23 protein-coding genes are annotated in these 26,467 nt (G+C 40.1%); 3 read left to right on the top strand and 20 right to left on the bottom strand.

The window, feature by feature from the left end; genetic code table 11:
• Positions 1–104: 104 nt before the first annotated feature.
• The 5 genes from BM192_RS03375 to BM192_RS03355 all read right to left on the bottom strand — a co-directional run bounded on the left by BM192_RS03375 (position 105) and on the right by BM192_RS03355 (position 5,527).
• Positions 105–2,180: a type IA DNA topoisomerase gene (locus tag BM192_RS03375; RefSeq protein WP_037440266.1), complete on the bottom strand. Its 2,076-nt coding sequence runs from the start codon at positions 2,178–2,180 to the stop codon at positions 105–107.
• Between the two features lie 6 nt (positions 2,181–2,186).
• Positions 2,187–3,656: a DUF3945 domain-containing protein gene (locus tag BM192_RS03370; protein WP_037440264.1), complete on the bottom strand. Its 1,470-nt coding sequence runs from the start codon at positions 3,654–3,656 to the stop codon at positions 2,187–2,189.
• 85 nt (positions 3,657–3,741) lie between these two features.
• On the bottom strand, positions 3,742–4,050 hold the full coding sequence (locus BM192_RS03365; RefSeq protein ID WP_037440262.1) for a helix-turn-helix domain-containing protein: 309 nt from the start codon (positions 4,048–4,050) through the stop codon (positions 3,742–3,744).
• 26 nt (positions 4,051–4,076) lie between these two features.
• Positions 4,077–4,430 (bottom strand): helix-turn-helix domain-containing protein, encoded by a 354-nt coding sequence (locus BM192_RS03360; RefSeq protein ID WP_037440260.1) that lies wholly within the window; start codon positions 4,428–4,430, stop codon positions 4,077–4,079.
• 251 nt (positions 4,431–4,681) lie between these two features.
• Positions 4,682–5,527, bottom strand: coding sequence for an RteC domain-containing protein (locus BM192_RS03355; protein WP_037440432.1), 846 nt, complete (start codon positions 5,525–5,527; stop codon positions 4,682–4,684).
• Between the two features lie 322 nt (positions 5,528–5,849).
• Between BM192_RS03355 and BM192_RS20870 the strand changes: the two genes are divergently transcribed.
• The 3 genes from BM192_RS20870 to BM192_RS03340 all read left to right on the top strand — a co-directional run bounded on the left by BM192_RS20870 (position 5,850) and on the right by BM192_RS03340 (position 9,482).
• Positions 5,850–6,326: a hypothetical protein gene (locus BM192_RS20870; protein ID WP_037440258.1), complete on the top strand. Its 477-nt coding sequence runs from the start codon at positions 5,850–5,852 to the stop codon at positions 6,324–6,326.
• Between the two features lie 230 nt (positions 6,327–6,556).
• Positions 6,557–7,402 (top strand): hypothetical protein, encoded by an 846-nt coding sequence (locus BM192_RS03345; protein ID WP_037440430.1) that lies wholly within the window; start codon positions 6,557–6,559, stop codon positions 7,400–7,402.
• Positions 7,403–7,475: 73 nt separating this feature from the next.
• Positions 7,476–9,482: a TonB-dependent receptor plug domain-containing protein gene (locus BM192_RS03340; protein ID WP_083401125.1), complete on the top strand. Its 2,007-nt coding sequence runs from the start codon at positions 7,476–7,478 to the stop codon at positions 9,480–9,482.
• Between the two features lie 125 nt (positions 9,483–9,607).
• Here BM192_RS03340 and BM192_RS03335 read toward each other — a convergent pair whose 3' ends face one another.
• The 15 genes from BM192_RS03335 to BM192_RS21330 form a co-directional block, all read right to left on the bottom strand.
• Positions 9,608–9,805: a hypothetical protein gene (locus BM192_RS03335; protein ID WP_037440256.1), complete on the bottom strand. Its 198-nt coding sequence runs from the start codon at positions 9,803–9,805 to the stop codon at positions 9,608–9,610.
• A gap of 102 nt (positions 9,806–9,907) precedes the next feature.
• Positions 9,908–10,738, bottom strand: a complete 831-nt coding sequence (locus BM192_RS03330; RefSeq protein WP_037440254.1) for an RteC domain-containing protein — start codon at positions 10,736–10,738, stop codon at positions 9,908–9,910.
• A gap of 344 nt (positions 10,739–11,082) precedes the next feature.
• A complete protein-coding gene (locus BM192_RS03325) occupies positions 11,083–11,778 on the bottom strand; it encodes a phosphatase PAP2 family protein (protein WP_229678299.1) in 696 nt (231 codons plus the stop codon).
• Between the two features lie 100 nt (positions 11,779–11,878).
• Positions 11,879–12,427: an AAA family ATPase gene (locus BM192_RS03320; RefSeq protein WP_037440253.1), complete on the bottom strand. Its 549-nt coding sequence runs from the start codon at positions 12,425–12,427 to the stop codon at positions 11,879–11,881.
• An 8-nt stretch (positions 12,428–12,435) separates the two neighbouring features.
• The gene (locus BM192_RS03315; protein WP_037440251.1) at positions 12,436–13,287 is read right to left on the bottom strand and encodes a restriction endonuclease; all 852 of its coding nucleotides are present in this window, start codon (positions 13,285–13,287) and stop codon (positions 12,436–12,438) included.
• Between the two features lie 63 nt (positions 13,288–13,350).
• Positions 13,351–15,387: a heavy metal translocating P-type ATPase gene (locus BM192_RS03310; RefSeq protein WP_037440249.1), complete on the bottom strand. Its 2,037-nt coding sequence runs from the start codon at positions 15,385–15,387 to the stop codon at positions 13,351–13,353.
• Between the two features lie 76 nt (positions 15,388–15,463).
• The gene (locus tag BM192_RS03305) at positions 15,464–16,144 is read right to left on the bottom strand and encodes a hypothetical protein (protein WP_037440247.1); all 681 of its coding nucleotides are present in this window, start codon (positions 16,142–16,144) and stop codon (positions 15,464–15,466) included.
• Between the two features lie 5 nt (positions 16,145–16,149).
• A complete protein-coding gene (locus BM192_RS03300) occupies positions 16,150–17,124 on the bottom strand; it encodes a hypothetical protein (RefSeq protein ID WP_037440245.1) in 975 nt (324 codons plus the stop codon).
• Positions 17,111–17,575: an MgtC/SapB family protein gene (locus tag BM192_RS03295; protein ID WP_037440244.1), complete on the bottom strand. Its 465-nt coding sequence runs from the start codon at positions 17,573–17,575 to the stop codon at positions 17,111–17,113. The genes BM192_RS03300 and BM192_RS03295 overlap by 14 nt, the downstream gene beginning before the upstream one ends.
• 32 nt (positions 17,576–17,607) lie before the next feature.
• Positions 17,608–18,489, bottom strand: a complete 882-nt coding sequence (locus BM192_RS03290) for a bestrophin family protein (RefSeq protein ID WP_037440242.1) — start codon at positions 18,487–18,489, stop codon at positions 17,608–17,610.
• Positions 18,490–18,590: 101 nt separating this feature from the next.
• Positions 18,591–19,331, bottom strand: a complete 741-nt coding sequence (locus BM192_RS03285; RefSeq protein ID WP_037440240.1) for a methyltransferase family protein — start codon at positions 19,329–19,331, stop codon at positions 18,591–18,593.
• 47 nt (positions 19,332–19,378) lie between these two features.
• Positions 19,379–19,960: an HD domain-containing protein gene (locus tag BM192_RS03280; RefSeq protein WP_051759827.1), complete on the bottom strand. Its 582-nt coding sequence runs from the start codon at positions 19,958–19,960 to the stop codon at positions 19,379–19,381.
• 20 nt (positions 19,961–19,980) lie between these two features.
• Entirely contained in the window at positions 19,981–21,324 is a 1,344-nt protein-coding gene (locus BM192_RS03275) for an efflux RND transporter periplasmic adaptor subunit (protein ID WP_037440238.1), read from the bottom strand.
• Between the two features lie 6 nt (positions 21,325–21,330).
• Entirely contained in the window at positions 21,331–25,653 is a 4,323-nt protein-coding gene (locus BM192_RS03270; protein ID WP_074963885.1) for a CusA/CzcA family heavy metal efflux RND transporter, read from the bottom strand.
• Between the two features lie 209 nt (positions 25,654–25,862).
• Positions 25,863–26,186 carry a DUF6660 family protein gene (locus BM192_RS21330; protein ID WP_394358799.1) on the bottom strand — a complete coding sequence of 108 codons (324 nt, stop codon included), beginning with the start codon at positions 26,184–26,186 and terminating at the stop codon, positions 25,863–25,865.
• Positions 26,187–26,467: the final 281 nt, after the last annotated feature.

Here is a 26,467-nt window from a genome sequence, read left to right as displayed (position 1 = left end):
ATTTAGACGGTGATTATCGCCGTGAAAACAAATTTACATAAATATTTTTATTGCTCCCATCAAAAATAACGGCGATTAACGCCGTTATAATAAGCTTATGTAAACTATTTCATTTTCTTCTTTTCAAATTCAAAGGTAGTTTTGCAATGATCATCCAATACGATATACGCATCGAATTTCTTTCCTGCCTTGCTTTTCATTCCTTTGATAAGCGAAGTTCTTTTTTTATTGACAAGGCTTTCAATATCGGCTATGCCAATTTGCACGCCACACACATTGCGGAACTGCACCCAGCTACAACCCTCATCAGGACATTTGACAATCTTATCACGAATGATGAGTTGCTGACTTTTACATTTCGGGCAAACCAATTGAGGAAGGTTGTGGACGATGGAAGTTTGCAGCAATTCATTGGTAATAGTAGACGCATAAGTTTCCATTTCCTTTTGGAATGCCCCGACATCCGCATCGTTATTTTCTATTTTCTGTAAAGCCAATTCCCACTCGGCCGTCATTGACACATCCGCAATTTTGCGATCCTTAACCAAATCATACACTTGCAATCCCTTTTCTGTAGGGATAAGGGACTTCTTTTCCCTTTGGATGTAATTGCGTGCAAACAGGGTTTCGATGATTGCCGCCCTTGTTGCCGGAGTGCCTATACCGATATTTTGAAGGACTTTACGTTCGTCTTCATTCTCGATTTCTTTTCCTGCGGTTTCCATTGCCGACAATAGCCCCGCCTCGGTATAAAGTACAGGCGGTTTGGTTTTCTTTTCGAGTACGGAGGCTTCTTTTATTTTGAGTTCATTGCCTTTTTTCAGTTCAGGTAAGTCCTGTACAGGTTCCGTATCATCGTCCGTAAAACTTCCCTTAACGGAACGCCAACCTGCTTCTATAATCTTACAGCCTTTTGCTGAAAAATCGTAATGCAACACCTGCAAACCCACATCGGTTATCTCTTTGATACAGGCTTGCGAAAGCGCTTCGAGCAATCGAAATGCAATCATATCATATACCTCATTTTCTTTTGCGTTCAGGGCTGACGGGATTTTATCCGTAATCAGTAATCCGTGGTGGTCGGTAACACGCAGATCGTTCACGATCCGTTTATTGAAACGCCCCCATTTTACTTTTGATACGGCTTGCTTGCAGGTTTCTCTATCTTGCAAAGCTCTCACCAGATTGGGAATTTCTGCCCATACATCTTCAGGAATGTATTTACTTCCCGTACGAGGATACGTGATGAACTTTTTCTCATACAGACTTTGCGCAATGTTAAGGGTTTCTTCGGCTGACAGGTTCAACTTTTTATTGGCTTCTTTTTGTAATCCGGTAAGGTCGAACAATAAAGGCGGCTGCTCTGTAACGCTTTTGGTTTCTACCGATATAACTGTTGCCGTTTCATTTCGCTGAATGGCCTTCAGTGTATCATCGGCAAGTTTTTGATCCTCCCATTTTGTTTTGGAAATGCTTTTAAAATCTATCAGTTCTTTGTTGTGCAATAACTGGATCTGCCAATATTTTGTTACCGAGAAATGCTTGTTGTCTAAATAGCGTTTGCATATTAAAGCCAATGTAGGTGTCTGTACCCTTCCAAGCGAATAGATGCCGTTTCCCGCGGCAATACTTAAGGCCTGTGTGGCATTGATCCCCACGAGCCAATCGGCTCGGCTTCTGCCTCGTGCCGCTTGGTACAGTCCGTCAAATGCTGCACCGTCTTTCAGGTTATCAAACCCATGCTTAATGGCCTTTTCGGTAAGCGAACTAATCCAAAGGCGCTCAAAGGACTTGCTGCATTTCAGGTATTCGTAGATATAGCGGAATATCAATTCGCCCTCACGACCTGCATCGGTAGCCACAATGATGCTGTTGCTTTGGTTAAAAAGCCGTTCTATGACTTTGAGCTGCTTTAAAGCTCCAGGATCTGCGATATAACCTTTGTCCTTTTTGATTTTCCGGACAGTCAGTAAAAAAGGGTTGGGGATTATGGGCAAAGCTGATTTGTCAAATCCTAATATACCGTAATCTTCGGGCATTCCCAATCCAATTAAATGACCGAATGCCCACGTAACAAAATAGCCGTTACCTGTCAGGTAGCCATCCTGTTTATCGGATGCCCCAACTAGTCCGGCTATTTCCCTTGCTACGCTTGGTTTTTCTGCGATGATTGTTTTCATATTATACTACATTTTTCTGCCTTTAGATTTTGCGGGTGTTTGAGGTTTTTCCTGTTGTTCCTGCTGCTTTTTGTCTTTTGGGGTTTGCTGCCCTGACTTCAAAGGCTCTTTGATGTTCTTGGTCGCTTCATTAGTTTTACCTTCCGAATTGACCGCTGTTTGGGTCTTATGGGTTTCAACAGGTTTTGCCTGTGCCTTAACCTGGCTTGGAAACTGGAAGTTCGTTTTGCCGGTTTCGGCATTGAAAGTAATATAGCCTTGGTACGGTTGTCCTTTCTTATCCTTCAACCCATCAATGTAAACGGTTTGCCCAGCTTTGAAATCTTTGTATTGTTCGTCTGTCAGTTCTTTTCCCCTGAATGTTTTCGGGGCTTCCTGCGGTTGACTTTGCTGATTGCTTTGCTGTGTATTCTGTCCATTGTTTTGCGTTTGTCTGTTGGTGTTGTTGCGGTCAAACAGAAATTCTACATAACGTTTGTCTGCATTGAACTGTACCGTTGCAGAAAATTCAGTTCCTTTTTTGGAAAGCATACCATCCAGCTGAAGCGGTTTGCCCTCCATTAAGGTTTGCTTTTGTACGTCGTCCAATTTTACCCCTTTTATCTCATCAGGGATTTTTATGAAATCTGTCCGTAGGGCAATAAGTTCATTGGTCAGTCTATCCACGCTGACAATGGAGGGCATCATTTCTCCCGTCTTAGTGTTTTTCAAATCAACCACTCTGCCCATATTGCCGGTTTCGAGTAGATTTTTTTTATCCTCATCCGTGAATTTGTGTCCAAAAAACTCAAAATTCAGATTGGGTTCTTTTCGGATACCGTGTATTGCTGCCACCACTTGTCCATCTTCCGTAGACTGTAAAGACAAACGGGCATCGGTGCGTACAATCGCACCACCGAGGTTTACACTTACGGGCACAAGCTCATTGGTTTTATAGCCTTTCAACAAAGGGTCTAACAAATTCAGTTTTTCGAGGCGATCTTTGCCCAATCCAAGATTGTTCATTGTTTCCCAATCAATCTGTTCCGGCTTAAAGCGATATTCGCTTGTGTCCGTTGTTGTTTGTGTTGTTTCCATATCATTTTTATTTTCTTGTTTTTTATCCTGTTGCATTTCAGCCTTCACTTCATGCTGCTTCATCAGTTGCTCCCCTTCAGTAGTAGGCTTATCTACCTGCTTTTGCATTGCATCTGCAGTATCAATAGCTACAGGTGCAGGTACCTTGAAAAAAGAGAAATTGGTTGGGTTCTTTAACTGGCTGAAAAAATTGGAAAAGAAATTGGAAAAGAAATCTCCATGCTTATCCACACGCATAAACTGATTTTTATTTTTCTTCGTGGGATCAACGGTTTCCATATTGCCGTTTTCGTCAATGCTCTTTACGGCCTGAATTTTCTTTTTCTCTTTATCCAGCACCAACAATATATCTGATAATTGCTCTGGCATTTCCTGCCTACGTGTGGTTTCCTCGCTCATGTTCTGAAAATTTTAAAAGTTCACAGCCGAATTTATATAAAGCCGTGGGCGCATTTTGCTATATGGCGCTCAAAGGCAGTGTTTGTCACTTAATGGCGTTCAACTTAGTTACCGGCGGGTTAAAACTTTCCCGTATAAATTGATGTACATCAGATAGTTTATAATACAGTTTTCCGCTTATGGTATAATAAGGCAGCTTGCCGATGGATCGGTAACGTTGCAGCGAGCGGTTACTAATTTTGAGCATCTGAAGCAAATCCTGATTGTCCAGCAGCTCCTCACCGTCTATACTGTTGCGTTTCCTTTGCAACTCATCTATATTATCGCCCAACATATCCAGGCGACCCATTAGGCGTTCCATCCACGCCAAAAATTCCATTCTGTCAATATTCATAGGAATATAATTTTAAGGGTTCATGCCTATTTTCTATCTGTCTTTAGCTTTCTGCCTTTTTCGATATAACTTTTGCCTTTTGCCATAAGCTGCTGCACATAATCGTCACTGCTCTGTATGGCATTGGCGTTAAGCATATCCTTTATTGCTCCAATGGTATAGAAATACTGCCCGTAGATTTTTGAATAAGCAATCTCGCCTTTGGTCCGCATACGCCATAAGGTCTTTTCGCTAATGTGCAAGTATTGGCATACCTCGTGGTTGTTGAGCCACAGCTCATCATAACTTGTATTGTCCAATCTTTTCAGGTAATCGGCAATCGCGTTGATACGGCTATTGAGCTGTTGCCACGCATCTTCTTCGATAGTTATTATTTTCATTGCATAGCTTTTAAATGTTCACTATGCAAAATTCCTAAAGGTGGCAGTGTTTGTCTGCCAAGCCTTACCCATTGGTTTGGCGGTTTTTTTAAAAATTTTACAATTAGGGAAAACCCCTGTTTAATAAGGGTTTTGGAGCGTTTAAGATGTTTTTTAAAGGAGTTTTACCAACATTTGCCAATTGGCAGGTATGGGCAAAGAAAAAGCAGTACATTTTGTGTACTGCTTAGGATATACTGTTTAACCTTTAGCTAAAGGTCTCTATCCATATATTCTTCCAATGAGGTTTTAAGTTGGTCTAAAAATGCAGTTCGGGAGCCTGCTCTTGTTTTCATCCGGTGAAAAGCATGGTGTAGATCACCGAGCGGAATACGGAAGATGATTTGGAACATCAGGCTTATTTTTCTGATCCCAATTTTACCGTGCGATATTGCACCTGAAGCATAAAGCGCATATACTAACTCTATAAGGGCATTTTTACTGTCCGTCCAGAAAACATCTTTTGAACTTTCCGAATTTTGCAAAATCGAATCTGGATTTTCATCGGGACTTATTTTCGTCAGGAGATAGGTATATAACAATTCATTGGAAATAATTCTAGCTACCTTGTAGTCGTAAAAAGTAGAAAAAGAAGGATCTATCTCAAACACAATACTGTTCAACCCATCGTGATAGTTGATCTGTCCACGCTTAAAATAAGTTTCGTCCCTGTCTGTGCGCCCCGAACGATAATACCGGTAAAAATCCGAATTACAGACATGCTCGATATATTCGCGTTTAAGATTAGCCAACTGTATTGAAAAATAACTAATCCCCATTTTTCCATTATTGACAGGACAGGTCGTTTCTATGCGATAAATCTTATTGTAATAAATCAATTTACCTAGTACTTGAGGCTTTATCGTACGGAAGAAATGCATCTCTTCTTTTTCGTCTTTAAATCCCTCTTCCACTATAAATTTTTTGATTGAAAATAGCAGATCCTGGAGATAAATTGTCATTTCATAAGCTTCATCAATCAATCTTTTACTTTGCGAAGAAATCAGGTCTTCTTTCTTGTGAATCTCTAAAATAACGTTTTGTAGAATGTATTTCATAGCTATTAATTTATTTAAGTTGATTCTCAATTGCGTTATTTACCAATTACAAAGATGAGTATTCCATATACAAACGTTACACAAGTTCAACCCAACTTGTGTAAGATTTTATCAAACATAAAGTCATTGTCTTTTAATTAACGATGAACCGTTCTTACTATCTTTCTGTTACAAGCAGTAAAATGGTCGGCTGAATTAAATCATATAAAACCGCTGTTGAATGGTTAATTTTCAATTTCCCCAAGTTTAACCCAAGTTGTGAAAAACTGCTGCACATATTGCAGCTAACATTGGTGGTTAATCGCATACCCAAAATACTTTGATGCCACGTGAAATATCGCTATTAACTTCATCCATTGATCAAAAAAAGCTACCTTTGCGCCATAAATATGCGCCGATAGATTTGAGAAAATTCTCTAAAATAGCAACTCCTTTTTTGGCTTTCATAATGCTTTTTGGAATTATGAGGAATAATCTGTTGTATGTTATTTATGAGTACGATACTGCTCTTTTCATCAGCCTGTTTTGTGAAAACCAAAATAAACCTCAACTCAAGTGTAATGGGAAGTGTAAGCTCGCCAAAATGCTTAAAGAACAGAAAGAAGAAGAGGCAGCAAAAGTATTGAAACAGCTGCAATCAGAGGTGTTCTACTATCCCCAACCTGTATTTACCTATCCTTCCAGACCGGAAAAGTTTGAAGAGGTAAAAAGGAAACATCCTTTGAGCAATCAAAGTTTGTACTCATTCCTGTTCACTATGAGGAATGACAAACCTCCGGAATATTTTACATCCATATAATTCTATAGTACCAGGTGTGATTGCTGTTTAGATTCCAGAATTTTCTTTGTTCTGAATGCTAATGGTATGTGACATTACGATTAGACAGCAGTCAGACTTGTCTTTTTCCGGCGTGCAGATAGCTGATAACTTTTTGCGGTTATTTGATTTGGTATGCCCGGTAAAATAAATTTCAGTTGGAATACATCCGATTCCAGCTGAACGTATTTAACTATAAAAATTTTCAGAAAATGAATACTCTAAAAATATTAAAATACTTTCTTATTATAATTACGGGCAACTTCCTTATTTCCTGTTCTAAAGATGATAACCCCATTATTGAGAATGAACTTAACGGCCTGAAATTGGTAACAACGTTGTCCAATACAACACATAAGGTGGAATTGTATACCCTCAATGGAAAATTACAAACAGGCTTTAATAATATCTTTTTTCAGATCAAAAATACAGATGGTACGACAATCGATAATGCTACGGCATCCTGGATTCCGGAAATGAATATGATGAGCATGAAACATTCCTGTCCATACTCACCGATTAGCAAAGCCAAAAATTCAACATCTACCTACACGGGCTTTGTTGTCTTCCAGATGGCGGGAAGTGAAAGCGAATATTGGGACCTTAGCCTAAACTATTCTATAAATGGTAAGGATTACACGGTTAAAGACAGAATATCTGTTGTTGAAGCAAACAGACGGGTAGTTGAATCTTTTCAGGGCAGTGACGGCAAACGGTATATATTGGCCATGGTAGAGCCAACGGCTCCTAAGGTTGCCATTAATGATATGAAAGCCGTGCTGTACCGTATGGATGGGATGATGAATTTTCCTGTAGTGGACGACTACAAAATTGTAATAGACCCGAGAATGCCCGGTATGGCCAACCATAGTTCGCCAAACAATACAGACTTGGTACAGGGGACAGACAAAATGTATCAGGGCAAATTAAGCCTTACAATGACCGGGTACTGGAAAATCAATTTACAGTTATTTGATGCGATTGGCACTGTGATAAAGGGGGAGAAAGTAACGGAAACAAATGAAGGTAGCAGTATTTATTTTGAGTTGGAATTCTAACATTCTCTAAAAGTGCGTAACGAGCCGGGCAGAAACTTAGCTTTCTGCCGGTATCGTACCTAATTTTTTTATCATGTATCGATCATTCATAATTATCATAACAATGGTGTTGTGGTCTGGGGTAGGTTTTTCCCAGACAGATACAACACGGAGACAGGATTCACTCCGATCCGAACAGTTACAGGAGGTTATCGTAATATCCCAACGCAACCTAAAAGATAACACCACCAAGCCTCTGGCAACACTGGACCATTACCTGGAAAAGTCGGGTATGGTCAATATGATCAGACGGGGCAGCTATGCCTGGGAACCTTACCTGAACGGTATGGCTACAGAACGCAGCGTCATCACCATTGATGGCATGAGGATTTACGCTGCCTGCACCGACAAAATGGACCCCATTACTTCGTATGTTGAGGTTACCAATCTGGCAAGAGCGACCATCCACAACGGATCGACCAGTTCAACGGGTGGATCGACCATCGCCGGGACCCTGGATCTTGTCAGAAAAAAGGGTTCATTTGGTCAGAGCGCATTGAACGGCATGGCTTTTACCGGATTTGAGACTAACAATAAACAAAAAATAGTAGGAGGATCTCTGAATTACTCAAATCCTAAATTCTTCTCAGACGTAGACTTCACCATAAGGGACGCAGGTAATTATCGTGCAGGGGGCGGTCAGGAGATACAGTACTCACAGTTTACCAAATACAATATATCAGCACAGGCTGGTTATAAAATACAAGAACACCAACAAATAGAGGCGTCATTGATCTATGATAAGGCAGTGGATGTAGGTTACCCCGCATTGCCCATGGATGTTTCCCTTGCCAAAGCACTAATTGGTTCAGTTTCCTACACCCGTCATCACATATCGCCGCTGATATATCAATGGCAGACCAAGGTTTATTACAATGATGTTACACATGTCATGGACGATACTAAACGGCCCAACGTACCCATTAGAATGGATATGCCAGGATGGAGTAAGACTGCTGGCTTTTATTCGATGTTGCAGGGCACTTCCAACCGGCATGACTGGAAAGCTAACCTCAGTGGTCATTATAACAAATCATTGGCTGAGATGACCATGTTTTCAAATACACCAAACGAAAAAGATATGTTCATGCTGACGTGGCCGGGAGTACAGACCTATTACGGAGACCTTTTCATTGAAGACAAGTATGCGCTATCTGATAGGTGGAATGCAGCATTTAGCGCAGGACTGGCGGTACATCATAATAACATCGATAACCAATTTGGACTGCAAAGCCTACGGATATTTTATCCTGAGATGCCCGGCAGCAAAATCCGGTTACTGAAAAGGCTTTCAGCTTCCGTTAGACATGATGCAACTAATTGGAGCTATACTTTTGGTGCAGCTTATGGAGAGCGTGCCCCGAGTGTATCGGAAGGTTATGGCTTCTATCTTTTCAACAGCTTTGACCGATTTGATTATATCGGCAACCCCGATATGCGTAATGAAAAATCCACAAGTGTCAATGCTAGTCTAGCCTATCAGAAAGCAGCCTTTACGGCCAAAATTAGTGGTTCTTACTTCCATATAGATGATTATATTTTAGGCAGGCCAAAAAACGGCCTGAGCGTAATGACAATTGGTGCTTATGGCGTAAAAGTATACGAACAGCTAAATTACGCTGCCATCCTCAATACTTCAATTGACTTAGGGTACCAGGTTACAAAGGAATTTCTATGGACCGGCCAATTGGGATATCGGAGAGGTACGGGCGAAAATGGCCTGTTATTACCATTGATGCAGCCTTTAACTTATAATTCGGCTGTTACATTTTCCAGAAAATCGTTTTTCGCTGATGCGTCAATCAACGGCTCTTCCAGCCATAAACGTTACAACCCTGAGTTTGGTGAAAAAGGTTTGCCTTCCTATGCTATTTTTAACCTTTCCCTCGCCAATCGCTTTAAATTCAATGGCGCACAAGCACTTACTTTGAAAACAGGGGTGGAGAACCTATTCGATCGTAACTATACGACTTTTGCGGATTGGAACAGAATTCCTAGAATTGGCAGAAACTTTTTTATAAATCTGATATGGAACTTCTAAATCTATTTTTCTCTGCAGGTAAAGAGCGTTAGTGCTACCCCCTTAATTACTACTATTGGAAAAGGGGTTAAGATATATAAAAAAATTAGACTGAATCTTTTGGTTCAGTCTAATTTTATGTTGTGCTACTTTCCTTTGTTCTTATCGTGATGCTCTTTTTCATCATGATGTTCCTGCTCTGGATGGTGCTCTTTTTCTTTATGATGCTCCATCTCATCGGCGTGTTCCTTACCCTCGTGATGCTCCTTGTGCGGATGGTGTTCCTGATGTTCGTGGTGCTCAGGATGTTTGTGCGATTCCTTTTTTTGCTCTTCGTTGTTCATAACAATTTAATTTAAAAGTGAATACTATATGTTTACGTCCTACTGGATATAAGAGGAACAAATAAGATGCCATATAGTTTCCTTTTTTAATTCACAATTTTGTTAATCCAATTCGTCCATTCGCTTCAACAACTCATTTTTTAGATTGTCAAGGAATTTCACTCTGTTAATTTTCCTATTTCTCAGTTCCAGGTAGATATGGTAGATATCCCCCAATTCAATATCAAACATAGTTTCAAATGTCCTGGAAATCTCTTTAATGTCTGTCCGTCCTTCATTAAAAGCTCCATAGGCATTTAATGCATATATAAGTTCTACCAATGCAGATTTACTTGCCGTCCATTTAATTTTCTGCTCTTTGCTTTCTTTCACCGCCGGTAGGCCTACAGTATTTATTAGTTTGTCCTCCAAATAAACCTGTATAAGGTCATTGGCTATGATCTTTGAAACTTTATAATCATGGGATGTTGAAAAGGAATGATCTGACTCGAAAAAGAAAGTATCCAAATTGAGTTTGATGTCAAAATTTCCCCGTACAAAATATTTGTGATCCAGATAATTACTGTTAGTGCGGTAATATTTATAAAATTCAAGATTATTATCAAAAAATCTTTTCAGTTTGGAGAGCTCATTATTCAAGTATTTTTTAATATTTCGTTCGCCTCCGTAAGGACGTTTAGACTCAATTTTATAAACGGCATTGTAATATATCAACTTAGAAACTATCTTAGGCTTTAATTCTTTAAAGAAGTGGATTTCATCTTCAGCTTTTTCAAAACCTTTATCCTCAATAAACCTTTTTAACAATGAAATCTTCTTTAAAGTTAGCTCTATGAGCTTTTCCGCTAATTGGAGGGTGTCTCCAATTTCAGAAGAATAAAAATTGGTTTCTTCATCAAGTTCGGTAATAAGTTTTTGGCAATATTCAATCACTAAGCTAATTATTTGTTGTTTGAAAATCGGTGAATTAGATCATAATCAAAAGAGTGCAATATTAGTAACATACATTATTTCTAAAATTGCACTCACAAAGCTGCTACCGAACAGTAGATTTTTGATGCCCCTTCCCTGAAAGGTGAAGATAAACATGTTTTCCCTGCACGATTATTGCAATAATCAGTATGATGGACATGATCACGATCAAAAAAATCATAAACGGGGATCTTTTCTTCTTTCTATACTTTTGGTTCTGTGAGCTATGGTATGAATTAGTCCTCCGCTTTTTGACGGGTGATCGTCTTCTATGTATTTTTTTGTTTTTTTTCATTCTAAATCCTTTAAAAAACCAACAAATAAGACATTCCAACCCCTTTTGACTGATAATATGGAACGACCACACTTTTGTTATTCTTTTTCTTTCCGCTTATCAGGGTATTCATCTTTGGATATAGCCAATAAGCGAGTTCGGTTGAAAGAATTCCGACTCCAGCTCCCGCAACCACATCTGTCATCCAATGTTTGTTATTCAAGACTCTGTATACACCCGTAAACGCAGCGAACGGATAGCCCGACAAACTCAACAGCAAATTGTTATCCCTATATTCCCTGTACATAAAATGTGCAGTTGAGAACGCTGTGGCTGCATGACCAGACGGAAATGATTTTTTATTGGAGCCATCTGGTCTTTCTTCTGCAATCAGGCTTTTCGCGGGTGTAACGATAGCGGCCGATATCAGTTGGGAAGTTGCATAGATAATTGTACGGTCTTTAAAACCGTGTTTACCCTTTATCCCGGCCAGATTCAATCCATACACCATTACCGCTGGGAAATATTGGGTGTAATTGTCCAACGTTGTCTTTCCCGGCCTGTCATGGGCAACCTCTATCTTGGCAGAGAGATCCAATTCTTTCATTGGCGGAATGGCAAAACTGATTGCGCCAGCCGAGATTAGCGACACCGGAAGAATGAGTTTACGATAACTTAACTTATAATTATTCGGATCGTTAACAACTGAATCCGGCTGTTCGGTCATTATCACATTATCCTGAGCTATGGTTAGTTTAGATGTGGTAAGTAAAAAAAAAATTAAAATTATTCTTGAAATCATTTGATAATAGTCACTAATAAAAATTTTAAAGATTACGAAGGATGAAATCAACACGTTCAGCAGGTGGCAATACCGGAACCTGAATCACCGGGCATGGGAAGCGGTTATAGACATCGATGATCAGGTTATGAATCCGAATCTGCTCATCCTCATCTTCCAGTCTAGCATAATCATTGATCAACGGAAGTCTGTCAAGGATAAATACTTTCTGATAACAGAACCTCTTACACATTGCCTCAAGTCTTGCGTCATATTCAATACCAAGAAATTCATAGTATGCCATCGCGTCCGGCAACGCCCTATCCAAAAAAGCCACTTGGTTTACGTCCAACGTTGATTCCTCACTGATCTGCATGTTCAGAATATCCAGCTGAAATTGTTCCTTGTTGCTTTTTATTTCCTCTATCGTACGGCCCTTTATCTTTTGGGTGTCAATATAATGTCTTGCCTGTTCGGCAATAGTCGCATATCCCCGTTTTTCCAGCAGTTCTACTACAGTGGTTTTACCTGTACACGGTCCCCCGGTAATTACGTACCAATTTGTCTTGATTTCTTTATGGTTGATGGTATCCATTATTAATTCTATTTTGTTTGTTCACAAAGCATACGGCACTCATTAACCACTTCCCGGATCTTAGCCGGTGTTAAGCCTATCCGGGTTAATATTTCCTGTTGTTGTAATAAAGTGCTGCACACAATTATATCATTAGCCAACAGCACTTTTTTGTCCCTTTCTGTTAAGGAGATCAGGCAGGTTATGGGATACAGGCCGGAACGGTCTATGAGGTCCTTCAACCCTTTATCTCTTGGATAATCCCATCCGACCAAAGACATTTTCATACATGTACCGTACTGGATTGCATCTTCAGAAAAGCGGCCATTGGTCACTATCCAGCTTTGATGGAACTGAGGACCGTGACAACCGCTATCTTGCCACTGTTTTTCCACATCGAGAAATCTTGACTGGATGTACAACGGAATTTTGACATCACTAACAAATCCTTGCCGATTATGGAACTTGCATTCTATCATAATATGATGATCATCTTTAGTCGCTATCACATCTATTTCGTGTTTTACACAATGTCCCGGAACAATTACTCCTGTTCGTGTGCTATATCCCATAGATTCCAATATCGCTGAGGTGAGTTTTTCAAATGGAAAACCAGTAGGGCCCAGCGCCATGATTGCTTTTTTCAGGTTATACCTGGCCGAAGCAGGTTTTGCTATTTTTCTTAGCCATTTGAAAGCCGTCCTGTAAATATCCCGGGTAGCCATTCCATCGATAAGATTGTCCTGCACTTTTTGCAGAACAATCTCAACCTGCTGCGGAGCAGCTCCAGACCGGGACAGTGACTGTCTTAATTTATTACTGTCAAAAGCCACGCGCTGGCCTGAAGCTTTTAAGATGTAAATATCTTTGTCTTTTTGCATAACCTCTTATCTTTAAACCTTAACACATGTTTCCATGCTAAAGGACAATTGTTGAATTGAAAGCTAAAACTTCATGCGCTGTATCCTGATGGCATTTAATATGGCAATCAATGACACGCCCACATCAGCAAAGACAGCCTCCCACATTGTAGCCAGACCGCCCGCACCCAAGACCAGAACGATGCCTTTTACTACAAATGCCAGTGTTATATTCTGCCACACTATTTTCTTGGTTTTCTTTCCGATATTGATTGCAATAGGAATTTTAGATGGTCTGTCATCTTGAATAACCACATCAGCGGTTTCAATCGTTGCATCGCTTCCAAGCCCTCCCATAGCAATACCTACATCACTTAGGGCCACCACAGGTGCGTCATTTACGCCATCTCCAACAAATGCTACCGTTTCGTTCTTAGTTTTGATTTCTTTTACCCGGTTCACTTTGTCTTCAGGTAACAGGTCCCCGAATGCATTATCAATTCCCAGCTTATCGGCAACAAATTTGACAACCGTAGTTTTATCACCGCTCAACATTGTTACTTTGATATTGAGTTTATGCAGCAAATCAATCGTCTGTTGCGAGTCTTCTTTTATACTGTCAGCAATGGTAATGTAGCCTACAAATTTACCATCGTTGGCTACTGCGATAGTCGTATAGACGATTGATGATGGGTCCACATCGTATTTGATATTGAACTTGTCCATCAGTTTAAAATTCCCGACCAGTAACTCTTTTCCATTAATACGGGCTTTCAACCCGTGACCGGCAATTTCTTCCGTATTTTCCAATTTTATGGAATTGTCAATATCTCCCACATACTCGTGTATGGCCGTTGCTACAGGGTGGGTACTAAGGCTTTCGATGGCATTTACGAGTTTTAGAATTTCATCTTTATCGAATTCGGGATTAAAGATCACTTCCTGTACTTTAAATACCCCTTCGGTCATCGTCCCGGTCTTGTCCATAACCACATTCTGTATGGCCGCCATGGCGTCAAGGAAGTTACTGCCTTTAAATAAAATACCATTCCGGCTGGCAGCACCAATACCACCGAAATATCCCAAAGGAATAGAAATTACCAGTGCGCAAGGGCATGAAATTACAAGGAAGACTAAAGCCCTGTATAGCCAGTCATTGAACACATAGTTGTCTACGAAGAAATAAGGAAGCAAACAGATGCCTATTGCCAGAAAAACAACGATAGGTGTATATACTTTCGCAAACTTCCTGATAAAAAGTTCCGTAGGTGCTTTCTGAGACGTTGCATTCTGGACCAGTTCCAAAATCTTACTCAGTTTGCTATCCGTATAAGCGGTAGTTACCTTGACCTGGGCAACGGTATTCAGGTTGATCATACCTGCAAGTACTGTTTCCCCTTTGTTTTTGGTGTCGGGTTTACTTTCACCTGTCAGTGCGGCAGTATTAAAAGAAGCACTATCCGTGAGCAGCTCCCCGTCAAGCCCCAGTTTCTCACCAGGTTTTAGTTGAATGATCATTCCAATCTGTGCCGCCTCAGCTTTAATAACTTTGGTCTGATTATTTTCAAGAATGGTTACTTCATCCGGGCGTTGGTCCAATAAGGCTTTTATATTGCGTTGTGCCCTGGAAACCGCTAGTGTCTGGAAGACTTCGCCAACGGCATAGAACAACATTACTGCTACTCCTTCAGGGTATTCCCCGATAAAAAAAGCACCAATTGTTGCAATACTCATCAGGAAAAACTCTGAGAATACCTCACCTTTCGAAATACTTTTAACAGCATCTTTAATAACAGGGAAACCTACGATTCCATAGGCTACCAGATACCAAACAAACCTCACTGTTCCTTTAAACCATTCCTGAGGCATCCAGTTATCGAATGCTATGGCAATAAGTAAAAGTAACAGGGAAAGGATGGATGGAAGAAACATTTTAAATGGACTGCCGCTGGCATTACTGTGGTCATGACCATCATCATCGCTATGACTATGATCGTGTCCGTCATTTTTGTGGTGTTCTTCTTTCACCAATTCTTTTGCGCCCGCTTTGGTATAGACCTTTTCGGTCTGTGTACAACAAATTTGTTTGCCCTGGGCGTCGTATTTGTGCTTGTGTTCCATAATATTTATTTTTAAGATGGTTTCTGTTATATGATATTGGACAACGATAAGATCGATGCCGTTTTTTACCCTTTATCTAACTTCTCACATAATATTTATTGTAAATAACATTGATCATTAAATTGCCCTTGCTATCTGATTCGGTCAGGCTTTTCAAAGCTTTTACTTCACTAATAAATGACGGATTAGAAAAATCCTTTTCGAGGTTTTTAACACTGAGCCTCTCAAGCGGAGAATTTAGATCCTTGCTGTAAAAATAATAGGTGCGACTTGCGTACCTGTAGCCTCCTCTTTCGTATTTTGAATAGATAATCAATCCATTACTCCCAATAATTTTATGATAACCATAGGTCCCAAAAGTGGTTCCCTTATCAAAATATCGGAATACATCTTCGCCTCTTTGATATCCCCATAAACTCCCATGCGAAAATTTACTTTTTTGCTGTTCATCCTTTAAGATAAGCTTGTTATAATACACGCTGAATTTGTGCTTTCTAACTGAAAGGCAAATGCTGTCAATAAATTTCCCTTCGCTATACTCCGAATAGGATTTATAGAGTTTTACATTATCCGTACAGTATTCCGAAGCTCTTGTTTGAGATTCAGCCTTTGCCGGATTCAATAATGCCATAAAAAGTATTGTCAATAACATTATCTTAGATGCCAACATTTTCTCACCAGCTTCTCCAAGTTCTTTCCTTGTCTGATCAGAGCATAAGTTTCTAATACGTACGCTATATTCATTGTAGAATTTCATATGTTCTATTTTAGAAGATTTATCAATATTTTATCTTTAAAAAACTGTTTAGTAATCCCATCTGCTTCACTTAATATGTCTGCAATGGATGGTGCTTTCTTACCCAAATATTCCCTTGCCCTAATTATAGCCTTGTCGATCTTTATACCTTCAGTTTCTTTCACCGCTTCTGCCAGAGCGAGCAATCCAAGTCCCTGGTCTTTCAGGATTCCCAACTGTTCGATCATCCAGCTGATTGCATAAAAGCAAAATTTAGAAAGAGCCAGGGGATGCATTTTTTTATCTTCCACAGGAGGCAGCTTATTGTAAGGAGAACTCAGAACAGAGTCAGTAAGATAGTTCTCCAAGTCCAACCTTTCCTGTTCGATATCGACAAGTTCAATACATCCCTGTAGCGCCTGCGCGTAGATGCTCAGCCAGCGTAATTTTCTCCGAAACTCATGGATTCCCGACTCCACATCTTTAAAAGCCCGCTTGCCATTCTTCGCAAAATCCATTATTTTTTCAATTTCCGATCGGTAGAATTTAACAAGACGGCTGTGCTGCTCGTCCTTTCCTTTCCAATTTGTTTTTTCAAGGTCACGGTTGATCTTTTTTAATTGCTTCCCGTCTAACCAGTTCTTGGCTTTGAGTAATTTATTGAACTTTCTTAAAACCTTTTCTTCTTGACCGGAAAAGTAAGACCTGACGTCTTCGAGAATTTTCTTATTGTTCGAGTATTCTTTACTAATGGCCACAAAATAATCTACACTTCCGAGCATGTCTTCCAACTGCTTGAATTTTTCCCCTATCTTACCGAACCGTTTCTTTTTGGGACCGGTAACACGGTATATCCTTGCCAATGCTTCAACTTGGAATAACGGTGTTCTCAGATCGTTCTGAAAAAGATAACGGCCAGGGTTTTCTTCTTTTTGCGCCTCTTTTAATAAAGTAGATATTTTTTGCAAATGCAGATTGAATTGAATATTATTCTGTTTCATGATCGTTGTTCTTGTTGTTAGATAATTTTTTAATAAATCTCTTGTACCATGAAAATTGATTAATACCAAAAATCAGCAGGGTAATAGCTGTTGCTGAAACAGCCAGGACAAACATATTAAGCGCGATGGCTATGCCGACGGCAGCAATTGTCCACAGGCCAGCAGCTGTGGTAAGACCTATAGGCATACTTTTCTCGCTGCGAAAACCTATGCCTGCACCTATGAAGCCCAGTCCGGTAGCAATCGCTGCCAGCATTCTGGCGGTTGCGGATCTGTCTTCCGTTAGATGGGCTGCGACAGATACAAAGAGGCATGATGCAACACATATACAGGCAAAGGTCCTGATGCCCATATTCTGTTGTTCCTTTTCCCGTTCAATACCTACGATGCTTCCTAGAAGAAGTGCCAACAAAAGTTTGGCCGAGAGTAAGAGTTCAAAATTGATATCCATAGTATCGTTGGTTTATATTATTTACAAATACGCTACATTGCATAATAAAAATCGCTTTTAGGCTTTGCCGGAATATCTTTTTCTCCGATCATCTCCAATAAGTTTATCTCAATCGTCTGCGCCAGTGAAGTCATTGGTGTATCCACAGGAGTATCCTCAAAAGGATCTTGCATAATGATGGCTGTTTTTTCGATGGCAATAAAGAGTGTAGGAATGAGAATAGTCATTACTATCTCGACAGTTAGCTGAGAATCTTCGAGCCCAAAGGGTAAAATGGCAGCAAAAACATAAATCAACGTATGCACCAGCAGGCTATATGATCTTGGAAAAACAGTGTTCTTAATACGTTCACACTTACCCATGCTATCACATAACCTGGCGATTGTTTCATTTAGCTGAACCTGTTGAATGTCTGATATTGCCCCTGTAGTAGCAAGCTGCTTGATAGTCTCAGAGTGTTTATCCAGGAGTGCGTTCGGTATATTTACCGCTTTTATTTGATGGATGTTCAGGTAAGCCTGAACATTGGGCGAAAATTGCTGCTTTCGCAGGGATTCTCCAAGCGCATAGGTCCAGACGATCTGTCTGTCAGCAAACTCCCTAATTTCGTATTTTGGATTTTCGGGTGCAAACTGGATGAACTGCCTAAGTAAACTTCTTGAATCATTTACAATGGCACCCCAGACAGTTCTTGCTTCCCACCAACGTTCATACGACTGTGCTGTTCTAAAGGCAAGCAGTACGGAAACCGCAGTTCCTACTAACGCAGGGAGACTTAGCGGCAGGGATACTTTTTTGAAAGTCGGTAGCATATCCAGTAAACCAATGGATATAGCAAAGACACAGATCAGAATAATCTGTGCCTTGATTTCATTTACAAAGTACCAAATTGATATTTTTCGATTTAATAACATAACTAAACATTGGAGGTTGTTTGGAAACAATAATCATTTTTTCTGTTTTTAAATAGTTGTAACTTAAATATACAATTGAACACAGGCTTATGCGAACTGATTTATCGGCTTTCGTTCAACAAGCTGGTCCTGGATTTTATGAATTTCAAGACGACATACATCAGCATGGTAATAACAGTACCAGCAATAATTAAAATATTGAAGTGGGCGTGGTTGTTTAGCCACTCTCCAATAAAATCAAATACGCCGAAGATTAAGAAAAGTGCAAATAATCCGTTCTTTTCTTTTTTTAATACTTTTTTTATACTGAATGATACCTCAGGTCTCCGGAACTTACTGAAATCTGGAATAAATGCCGGAACACTAGCGGCCCACTTTGTATAGGCTTCACCGAATTTCCTTTCCAAAAATTGCTCTTCAGCAAACATTATCCGTTCGTAGTAAAGCCAATAGAACAAAATAAAAGCCATAACAAACCACATGTTTCCGGTTAGTAAAGCCGGCCCAAGCCACATGAGGAAGTTCCCTAAATATAGGGGGTGTCTTACGGTGCTATAAATGCCTGTTTTATTCAAAGTATCAGCAACCTGTCCCTCATGTGTATTTCGCCCCGATGTATTTTTAGGTGTATATCCAACAGTGTAAACCCTTATTCCCAATCCTATGATCCCAACAGACAAACAGATGATTTCATAAGTCGAGGAACAGTAAATAGGCTTATTGTTTTGTTTGCTTTCATACACCAATACGGAAAGGGCAATAATTAAAATACCAATCGGTATATAACTCCTATATCTGAAAAGCCAGTTTCCCTGCTTTTCAAGCTCTTCCTTTAACGCCATAATTTTATTAATTTTTCATAATGTAGGTTTATAGTACTTTTTAACCATCAATTGCAATTCAACAATCCGATATTGACTTCTTTAAATCTGTCCAGAATGGTTTTCCCATATATAGTCCAATAACTATGGTTCAACAACATTCCACAGTTTAGTGTCTTCCATTCTTTATCCGAATACACTCTTTGGAGAAAGACTTCAAATTCTTTCCTTATCGCATGGGCATACTTTGGATAAGAGGTTTTGGTAAAGTGAAACAGATCAGCATCACACAATACCATTTCAATCTTATTTTGAGGGAATTGCGGAAACTTTGTAGCTTCTATACAAGCCAATACCGAATTAATAAATTCAGTATTGGCATTATATTTATCAAGAAAACTTTTAGCGATCTGCTTGCTTTGCTCCTCGTGACCAACATAAGTATAAATATATCCACAGTCGTGAAACCACGCTGAAACAAGCAATATTTCAATTTCGGAATCATCCAAATTGCAAAGTTGTCCAATTTCCAAGGCCGCTTCCACAACCTCAAGCGTATGGGTAAGGCTATGAAAATCAAGGTCTACAGAAAGGTTCTCTTTCAACAATGTAGAAACATAGTCTTCAACTGATTTTACCAAATCATTCATAGCCTTATCTATATTGAGAATTAATGTTCATGACCACCTGTGTTACTCAATTTGGCATTGATAAAGAATGCCCCCTTTGTAACAACTTTGACTCCTTTAGGAATTGCGGTCACAGGAGTAATCACAGTATATCCCAATTCAGAAACTCCTTTTGCCACTTCGATCTTTTCGAAATTCATTTTCGGTTCCTTCTGCTTGTTCTCAGCAGCATGGTCATGCTTTTCGCCCGGTTTATGATCATGATCTTCTTCAGCTTTCTCGTCATGACTTTCACCTTCTTTGTGCTCATGACCGCCTTCCTCATGACCAGCTTCCGGCTCTTTGTCTGTATGAACAAAAATATAGAACTTGCCATCCGCTTCTACGATAGCAGAATTTGGTACGGTAGAAGCCATCACGTTTTCCACACTTACCATCCCTGTTATATTCATTCCGTCAATCAGTCCACTCTTATTACCCACCACCGTGCAGTGTACCGCAACCGTTTTGCTTTCGTTCTCAAAAGAAGATCCTATATTGAATACTTTCGCGCTATAGGTTACCTGCGGGTTATTAGTAATGGTAAAATTTACCACTTGTCCTACTTTCATAAAAGGGAGATCTCGCTCGAAAACCTGAAGGTCAAGATGTAACAAGCTGTTATCCACGATTTCAACTACAGGAGATGACACATCCACATAACTTCCAATTTTTGCGAACTCATTACTTATCGTTCCACTAACAGGACTGGTAACCACTAATGCTGATCTTAGATTTTCCCTGCTGATACTGGAAGGGTTGATTCCCATCAATTCTAACTGCTTTTTTAACGATGCCTTACGGGCCATCAACGCATTAAAATCAGCAGTAGCTGTCTGGAGATTTTTCAGAGCCCCTGCACTTCCCTGGTTAAGCTCTTGCTGGCGATCCTGTTCCTGCTTTGCCAACGTAATCCTACTATCAATCGTAATGTATTCTTCCTGCAACTGAATAAACTGTGGATTTTCAATAGTAGCAATGACCTGACCTTTGCGGACATAATCACCCATCTGTACGTTCAGGCTTTTAACAACACCACCATACAGGGACGTTGCATTTGCCTTCTTGTTGTTTGGCACCCTTAGCGCCCCGTTAGCTTTGACAGTAGCAGTCAGATTTTTATTTTCGATATTGCCAAGCGTAATGCCAACCGCTTTCATCTGTTCCTGTGTAAGAGAGGCAATAGTGGAAGATTCTTCCTCTCCATGTCCTTCTTCACCGCTGGCTTCAGCGGTCTTTTTTTCTGTTGTAGCGGCAGCGCCTTCTTCCTTTTTAGCTTTTCCACCGCAGCTATATAAAGACGTTATGAGAATAGCTGCAACTAATATTTTTCCTATGATTTTCATTTTATCTTATTTGTTATTGAAGTAATTGAATTGAATTGCTGACTGGTTGTATTGGTTCAGCACATCCAGGTAGTTTTGACGAATGCCAATTGCCTGGTTAAGAAACTGTCCCAATTCTGCAAAACTTATCTCACCCGTTCTGTAACTCAGGCTGGCTGCATTGATAATTTCTTCAGATTGCCTTAAACCTGAGGTTTCATAGAAATTTAACAGGGAATAGTTTTTTTCTATTTCAGCAATAGCAGACGCCCGTTGGGTCTGTAATAGCTGTGTCTGGTAGGAGAGTGTCTTTTCCTGCACTTCTTTCTCAGCGACTGCAACCCTTACCTTATTCCGATAAGCTCCGGCTCCGAACACGGGAATTGATGCCATGACCGAAAAGCCTGTAAAAGGATCTTTAGCACCCCATAAACGTTGGCTAAAAAACCTTCCGGAAAATTCGGGCTTGTTCGTATTCCTCTGAACTTTGATATTGGAAGATGCGATATTTACATTCTGTTCCTGCAACGCCAGTACCGGATGCGAGGTGTTGTTTTCTACCAATTGTACTTCTATTTTTTTTAGCGAGTCAGCAACGGGTAGCAGCCACTCATTTTGATTCAAGAGCATCATTAATTGTTGTTGCTGCACTGTCATTTCTTTCTTGTTCTGTTCAAGAAAGGCCTGAAGCTCTCTCAATTTAGCCTCTGCTGATACCTGATCCAACTTTGCAACATCTCCGGTCCTCACCCTAATCTCCGTGGTTTTGAACAGCATAGTATAGATACTATCCAGTCTTTGAAAGAGTTTTTGTTTATCCTGGAGATACCACAGCTGATAATAGGCCGTTCGTACATCTCGTTTTATTATGGCATTTAAATAATCCGTATTGAGTTCTGCATATTTGAGCTGATCCCTGAAATAATTCTTTCGGGCAGCATACAGCCCCGGCCAGGCTATACTTTGTGAAACACCAATTTTTAATATACCTACCTGATCTGAGGGACGGTAATCTTCATTTTCTGCGAATACTCCGGTCTTGGGAATTTCAGTAGCGGTCTTAACATTTAGCGTGGCGCTTTTGATCTGAGCACTATTAACGCCATATTGTTGATTATTCCCTAATGCGGTTCCCACTGCTTGATCGATCGAAATTCGCTGTTGCTGCTGAGCATTAACAGATGATAAACCTCCCAAAGACAGCAAGATCACCATTACCGTTGTTTTCATACGGCCTTTTCCTTTCAGTTTTATTTTTGAGTTGAAGATGATGTACAGGAGTGGTAGTACAAACAGCGTAAGAAATGTAGCGGTGATTAATCCACCAATTACCACCGTTGCCAGCGGCTTTTGTACCTCGGCACCTGCACTTGTACTAATGGCCATAGGTAAAAATCCAAGTGATGCTACCGTTGCCGTCATCAATACCGGACGCAAACGTGTCATTGTGCCTTCTCTCACCCTTTTAAACACATCGTCCATGCCCTCTTTTTTGAGCTGGTTAAAGGTGCCGATCAGAACGATACCGTTCAATACGGCTACACCGAACAGGGCAATGAATCCGATCCCTGCACTGATACTAAATGGCATGTCCCGTAACATCAGGGCGAATATCCCACCAATCGCACTCATCGGAATGGCCGTAAATATCAATGTGGCCTGCTTGAAAGAATGGAAAGTGAAGTATAGCAACATAAAAATAAGCAGTAGCGATACCGGCACTGCGATCATCAGACGTGCACTGGCCTTTTGCAGGTTTTCGAATTGACCTCCATAAGTGAAATAATAACCCGCAGGCAATTTTATTTTTTCGGAGAGTTGCTTTTGGATGTCTTGTACTACGCTTTGTACATCGCGTCCCGCAACATTAAATCCTATTACGATCCGGCGCTTACCTGCTTCACGACTAATTTGGGCAGGTCCAAGTTTATACTCAATATTTGCAACTTGAGAGAGTGGAATTTGCGCCCCCGAAGTTGTTGGAATCATCAAATTGCTAACATCATCTATATCACTTCTGTGCAAACTGTCAAGGCGAACAACAAGATCAAAACGCCTTTCATTTTCATATACCTGTCCCGAACTTTTACCTGCAAAAGCTGTACTCACCACGTCATTCACATCCTGAATAGTCAGGCCATAATTTGCAATACGTGTACGGTCATATTCTACATTAATCTGAGGGAGGCCACTTACGCGTTCAACTTGCGGAGACGTGGCTCCTTCAACAGTTTGAATTACTTCACTGACCTCCTTGGCGTAGGATGCCAGCGTATCAATGTTTTCACCGAATATCTTAACAGCAACATCCTGCCTGATACCGGTCATCAGCTCATTGAAACGCATCTGAATAGGTTGGTTCTTTTCAAAGAATACCCCCGGTATTACCTCCAGTTTTTCCATCATGGCATCGGCCAGCTCGTTATAGTCCCTTCCAGAAGCCCATTCATCCTGCGGTTTGAGGACGACCATAAGGTCGGTAGCCTCAGGAGGCATGGGATCGGTGGGAACTTCAGCTGCCCCGGTTTTTCCCACAACCATCTTGACCTCATCAAACTCCTTGATTATCCGCGAAGCCTGCATAGAAGTTTCTATACTTTGGTTCAGTGAACTACCCTGTGGAAGGATACAGTGAAAGGCGTAATCCCCCTCTTGTAACTGGGGTATAAACTCACCACCCATCCTGCTAAAGAAAAATAAAGAGATTGCAAATAAAGCTACAGCGGCACCTACAACAATATACTTGATCTTGATTGCTTTTTGTAAAAGTGGTTGATACCAACTGGAAAGCTTGTCCATCATTTTGTCACTAAATGTTTTTTTGTGACTTGGTTTTTTAGACAGGAACAATGCACACATCATCGGGATATAGGTCAGCGATAGAATCAACGCACCAAATATGGCGAAACCAACAGTTTGAGCCATTGGGCGGAACATTTTTCCTTCCACACCAACTAACGTCAGGATAGGAATATATACGATTAGGATAATAATCTCACCAAAAGCGGCACTGGTTCGTATTTTAGAAGCAGACACGAATACCTCATCGTCCATTTCACTTTGGGTCATTCTATTGGTAGATTTTCGAAGACCCAAATGGTGCATCGTTGCTTCTACAACGATTACGGCACCATCTACGATCAATCCAAAATCTATTGCCCCTAAACTCATCAAATTGGCGCTGACACCAAAGACGTTCATCATACCAAGGGCAAACAGTAGTGCCAGTGGGATTGCGGATGCGACGATAAGTCCTGCACGGAAATTTCCTAAAAATAGTACAAGAACGAATATTACGATCAGCGCACCTTCAATCAGGTTCTTCTCAACAGTACTCATAGCCCTTCCAACCAGTTCGGTACGATCCAAATATGGCTCGATAATTACATCCTCAGGTAGGGATTTTTGAATCGTCGGTAACTTTTCCTTGATCCGCTTAACTACTTCGTTACTGTTTTCGCCTTTCAGCATCATAACAACTCCACCTACGGCATCAACTTCTCCATTAAATGTCAATGCACCATATCTAACAGCACTTCCAAACCTTACTTCCGCAACGTCATTGATATAAATTGGAACGGCTCCTGAATTTTTTACAACAATCTTCTTTACATCATCAATGGAAGTAACCAAACCTATACCTCTGATAAAATAGGCATTGGGCTTTTTATCAATATAAGCTCCACCTGTATTCTGATTGTTTTTTTCAAGTGCAGTGAATATTTCAGGGATACTCACACCCATCGCTCTCAGCTTATCGGGATTCACAGCAACCTCGTACTGTTTCAATTGACCACCAAAGCTGTTAACCTCAGCAATACCCGGAGTTCCGTATAATTGCCTTGCCACAATCCAATCCTGCATTGTACGCAGGTCTTTTGCGTTGTATTTATCTTCACTACCTTTTTTGGGATGGATAATGTACTGATAAACTTCTCCAAGTCCTGTACTTACCGGCGCCATTTCTGGGGTGCCTATCCCTTGTGGAATCTGATCAACAGCTTCCTTTAACCTTTCATTGATGAGCTGCCGAGCAAAGTAGATGTTTACATCTTCATCAAAAACGACCGTAATCACCGATAAACCGAAACGGGAAATGCTTCGGATTTCTTCGATCTTGGGAACATTCGCGATACTCTGTTCAATGGGGAAGGTAACGAGCTGTTCAACCTCCTGTCCAGCCAATGTTGGGCAGGAAGTGAATATTTGAACCTGATTGTTGGTAATATCAGGTACGGCATCTATGGGCAGTTTGGTTGCACTCCATGCTCCCCAGATGATAAGTAACAAAGTCATTAAGCCAATAATGATCTTGTTCTTAATACTGAATTTTATGATATTGTCTAACACAATGTATTTTATTAATTTAACATTTAATAGAAATAGAGGTGAAATCCACCTGTAACTGAAAAGGCGGAGAAGATGGAAAGTTATATCAGGTTGAAATATTGATAACTGGAAACATTAACACCAATTAGAAGTGCTAAGTATCAATACAATATTAGAGGCAATGTATATGAATATACATTACGCCAATAGACATAATATTCCCAATAAAATTAAACGTTAAATTTCGGCGGTTGCCAGATAGTACCAGAGTAGTGGGATATAAAACTAGAATCCCTGATAACAACTTTTTTGGAAGAAAATATGTGTGTAAGAATACCAAATTCTGGTAGTTCAAAATTGAAAGATGCTACTGAAACACTACAGCAGGAACACTGACAAAAAGGTGTGCAGGAATCATCTTTATCCTGGTCATGATCGTGAGATGTTACTTTCGTAACTCCGACAGAACTTTCGCAACTATTATTCGCATCACTACATGGTACTAGAAAAAGTGCCATGATGTAAATCAAAAATATTGTTGCCTTCCATTTCATATTTGCTGACAAAGGTAATAAAAAATTCCGTGCAATAGAATTGCATATGTTATTTTTTCTTTTATGAGAGTCATTATTAGCTAAATCAACAATGAACCTTGGGTGATAATTGATCTTGAGAAATGGATTTCATTGCTATCTGACTAATTTTATTATCTTTGTCATTGTAGAATTACAATGGAAATTTAATAAAAAGGAGTGTAATAAGCACCATTACTAAATCGTTACCTACAGCGATTGTCACTCTTATAAACTACACACTATTAGCTACTTTAGCAATT

Origin of the sequence: Pedobacter antarcticus (genome assembly GCF_900112985.1) — a bacterium.
GTDB lineage: Bacteria > Bacteroidota > Bacteroidia > Sphingobacteriales > Sphingobacteriaceae > Pedobacter > Pedobacter antarcticus.
Note: the sequence above shows the minus strand (reverse complement) of the source record. Positions and strands in the feature narration are given on the sequence as shown.